General features: G+C 57.1%; 4 protein-coding genes. 1 reads left to right on the forward strand and 3 read right to left on the reverse strand.

The genetic code is table 11. The features are described from left to right. Positions 1 to 411: 411 nt before the first annotated feature. Together AB4874_RS19770 and AB4874_RS19775 are read right to left on the reverse strand one after the other, a co-directional pair. Positions 412 to 1,248 (reverse strand): helix-turn-helix transcriptional regulator, encoded by an 837-nt coding sequence (locus AB4874_RS19770; RefSeq protein ID WP_368393300.1) that lies wholly within the window; start codon positions 1,246 to 1,248, stop codon positions 412 to 414. A 450-nt stretch (positions 1,249 to 1,698) separates the two neighbouring features. Next, entirely contained in the window at positions 1,699 to 2,679 is a 981-nt protein-coding gene (locus AB4874_RS19775) for an NAD-dependent epimerase/dehydratase family protein (RefSeq protein ID WP_368393301.1), read from the reverse strand. A 45-nt stretch (positions 2,680 to 2,724) separates the two neighbouring features. Here AB4874_RS19775 and AB4874_RS19780 point away from each other — a divergent pair, with 45 nt between their 5' ends. Next, positions 2,725 to 3,609: a LysR family transcriptional regulator gene (locus AB4874_RS19780; RefSeq protein WP_368393303.1), complete on the forward strand. Its 885-nt coding sequence runs from the start codon at positions 2,725 to 2,727 to the stop codon at positions 3,607 to 3,609. A 16-nt stretch (positions 3,610 to 3,625) separates the two neighbouring features. On the opposite strand, the gene AB4874_RS19785 is transcribed toward AB4874_RS19780, so the two are convergent. Further along, the coding region (locus AB4874_RS19785; RefSeq protein WP_368393302.1) for a hypothetical protein at positions 3,626 to 3,823 on the reverse strand (198 nt) is incomplete at its 5' end.

The raw sequence follows: 3,823 nt of genomic DNA on the forward strand, positions 1-3,823 counted from the left end.
AGCTACCTGTCTGCCCCTAACGCCGGGGAGGCGCTCCGTCGGCTCGATAACATGCGGTGCATATATATTATCGATCCAACTGCGCGGCTGGCGATGCCAGCCTTGCACAAGCGCCACGCCAAGGCGCGGCGACAAAAAAGGCTGATCGCTTTGAACGCGATCGCACATGGGCGAAGATATCCGCGAAGCCGATGTCGTGTGGCTCGGCGCTCGATCTGACTGGCCGGTCAGTTGGTCTGGGTGCCGTCAGTCTCCGATCAACAGTGCTTGCAGATTGCCACGGAGCGCGAGCAGGGCAGGGAGGTCGTGATCCCGAAGGAGGCCGGGGCTACGGTTGCTGTGCGTCAGGATGGTGTGGTCCCCGATAGCACGCAATGATTTCCAGCATGTCAGATCTGCCGTGTGGTTGCGTCAAATCTCAAGCCGCGACACGCGCCAGTCGCCGGTGTAGCCACGCCGCAGATGCGCCGCGACGAGCTGGAACCCGCTTTGCGGCCAGTCGCGCGGGGTATCTAGAAGCACCAATTCGGCGATGCCGTATCCGTGCTCGGCCAAATCCCGCAGCCGCGCCTTGGTCGTAATGTTCACGATCGGCACCAGCCAGACGATATGCTCGCAGAGCGTCATCGCATGGCGGGTGAAGCTGCGGATCTTCGACCAGGGCGGATTCGTCATGATCCAGTCGACCGGATCGCTCCACGCAAGAAAATCCCGACCCAGCGCCAGCTCGCACCAAGAGCGTTCGACATGATCGGGAAACTGGTCGTAAAACGCGCCCGCGCCCCGCGCCGGGTCGAGCACATGCCCGGACATCCGGCCCGCGAAATGCGCGATGATCCTGGCCGCCAGATCCAGGGGCGTCATCACCAGGTCGCGGGCGGGGTCGTTCGTTGCCGGGACCAGCCCGGGCTTTGCGGATGCTGACTCCGGGCGAAGAGCCTGACGGATCCCGAGGATCGAAAGAACCCGCAGCAACGTCTCGACCCTGCCGGTCAGGTCGCGCTCAAGCGCGATGATTGTCGGGCGCGAGCAACCGACCTTTTCCGCCAGCGCGCGCTGGCTGAGTCCGCGCATTCGCCGCCGCCGCGCAAGGTCCGGCCCGGCATTCACGTCATGAAACCAGGACCACCGAAGCTGCAGGTAGGGCAGGGTGCGCGACAGCGACCCGATGCTGCCTTTGCCCTGTTCGAGATTACGCAACGTCGGAATGCTGATCCCCGCCGCGCAGGCAACGGCTGCTTGGGTCAAGGAAAGGTCGCGGCGTCGATCCCGCAGGAAGGGGAGTGGAGGCATGGAAAACTATCTTTGCTTTTTAAGGGGGCATGATGGAAAGATTGCTTTACCTGTGGTGAAGGAATGTGACGTCGTCAATTGCTGACCGCGCGGGATCAACGTGAAAAGTTGAGACGAAACGAACACCAGTGGCCAACTGATATCGAATGGCCGTGTCCGATGCCGCGCGAAGCGGTTTAGCGTCAAACGTTAATAAGACGGTTCCGGCCCAAACCGGACCTTCATCAAGGCGTCAAGCGCCGCGTTGCAGCTTCACAAGACCGGCCATTCGCTGCAGCGGCTCGATGTGTGTCGTGTCCGATGTCGGCAACGCGGGACAAAGCGTATTTTGATCTTCTGAGAATGAAAGACTGCTTTCGGGAAGGGTGGGTTCTGGCCCGCCCGCCGCTGTCAGGGTTTGGGTGTTTAGCTGGCGTAGGCTTGACGCGAGCCTCGCGCAGTCTTGTTTGGGTTCATATCATCCGGTAGTGACGCAAGCATTACGGAACGCATGTCAGTCTGCACGAAATCAGGCAAAATTCGGTTGAATTTCTCCCCGGACAACTGATGCGACGTGTTCCACAAATATCGCATTTCGTTCATTTCGCGGGCGAGCTCCCAGAACGGCCCAAGGATCGTAAACAACCACCATGGAAACCCAGTGATCTTGATGCCGTGGCCAAGATGGTCTTGCAGCACATTCTGCAATTCCAGAACGGAAAAGCTGTGTCCTGGAAACGGAATGTCTTCGAAACTGGCAAGCTCGGCGCGTTTTTCAGCAAGCTGAACTGCAGCCTTGGCCCAGTCGGGCAGATAGCACATCGCTTGTAGCGCATCGCTGCGTCCGGCAGCCGTCAATTTGCCTTTTTTGATCGCGCGAAAATACAGCAGGCCCATCATGTCATCGTCCCGGTTGGGATCAATGAAGTTGCCCGACCGAAGTACAATGGTTTGCACGCCGGAAGCACGATAGGCCTGTTCCATATCGACGCGGACCTGGCCCTTGATTGTGTTTGGGCGTTGCGCTGTAGTTTCGGACCAGACGCCAGGTGTGTTGCCAAAATTATAAACATTGCCGGGGATGATGACAGTGGCACCACTGGCCTTGGCCGCCGCAATTACCTGTTTTGTCATCTCAGGGACCGTCTTGGCCCAGTTGTTGTAATTGGGCGGGTTGAGGCCATTCACAATCAGATCAACGCCACGGGCGGCCGCGATCATATCATTGGATTTGCGATCATAATGGCGCACGTTCCAACCGGCCTTGGTAAAGGCGTGTGTTGCATTCTGCCCGATCTTGCCAGAGGCGCCGAGGATGAGGACGGTGTTAGACATCTGAAGTTTCCTTTGATCTATGATGTGACGACTTGAACATGAGCCATTCAAATACGGAAATAAATTGCTCAAAATCCTACATCTGGTATTCATTAGTGTATGGATAAGAATCTGGGAGTGTTGGATTGGACATTGCTTCAGTCGTTTTCGGCTGTGGTTGAGAACGGGTCGTTGTCGGGCGCGGCGCGCAAACTGGGACAGAGCCAACCGACGATCGGAAGGCACATAAAGATGCTGGAAGCGGCTTTGGGAGTTGATCTGTTCACTCGGGCGCCACGGGGCCTAGTGCCGACGACCGCCGGACTGGAAATGGCTGACACGGTGCGTGACATGCAAAAGGCTGCGACCCGGTTGCGTCTGATCGCTGATGGCAAGGCCGGCGATCTGAACGGAACTGTGCGGATCACCGCAAGTGTGGTGACGTCACACTTCATTTTGCCGAAAATTGTTTCGGACATGCGCCAAGCACTTCCGGAAATCCAGATCGATCTGGTGCCATCTGACACAACAGAGAACCTCATCTACCGAGAGGCCGACATTGCAGTTCGCATGTATCGACCGACCCAGTTGGATGTGATCACCAAACATGTTTGCGATCAGCCGACCGCGATTTATGCAGCAAAATCCTATCTGGATCGAAATGGTCGGCCAGAAACGCTGGAAGATGCGGCGCGTCTGGATTTCGTTGGATTTGACAAGAGTGACTTGATTATTCGTGCGATGGCAGACCTTGGAATGAAAGCCACGCGCGATTTTTTTGCAGTGCGATGTGATCAGCAAGCGGTGCATTGGGAACTCGTTCGGGCAGGATGTGGGTTGGGTGGCGCGCAGACGATCATCGGGGATGCCGACCCGACAGTGGAACGCATTTTGGATGAGCAAGTGAAAATGCAGGCCCTTCCGATTTGGCTGACCGCGCCACCGGCTTTGCATACGAATCCCCGGGTTCGCGCGGTTTGGGACTACTTGTCAGATGCGTTGGTCCAACAGGTTGGTGCTTGATCAACAAGCCTACCATTCACACGCATTGCAGATCGATATACTGCTGATCCAGCGTGGCGAAAGCTGATGGGGTGGATGGCTCCTGCTTCAACCGGCGTCGCAATGCGCCATACTGCAGGTGTCGATATCTGCTTATGAGAGGAGCCACCCCATGCAAGTTACCACGATCGGCCTTGATTTGGCCAAGAACGTTTTCCAAGTTCACGGGATCACT

This window comes from Thioclava arctica, from assembly GCF_040892615.1.
In the GTDB taxonomy this organism is placed as follows: Bacteria; Pseudomonadota; Alphaproteobacteria; order Rhodobacterales; family Rhodobacteraceae; genus Thioclava; species Thioclava arctica.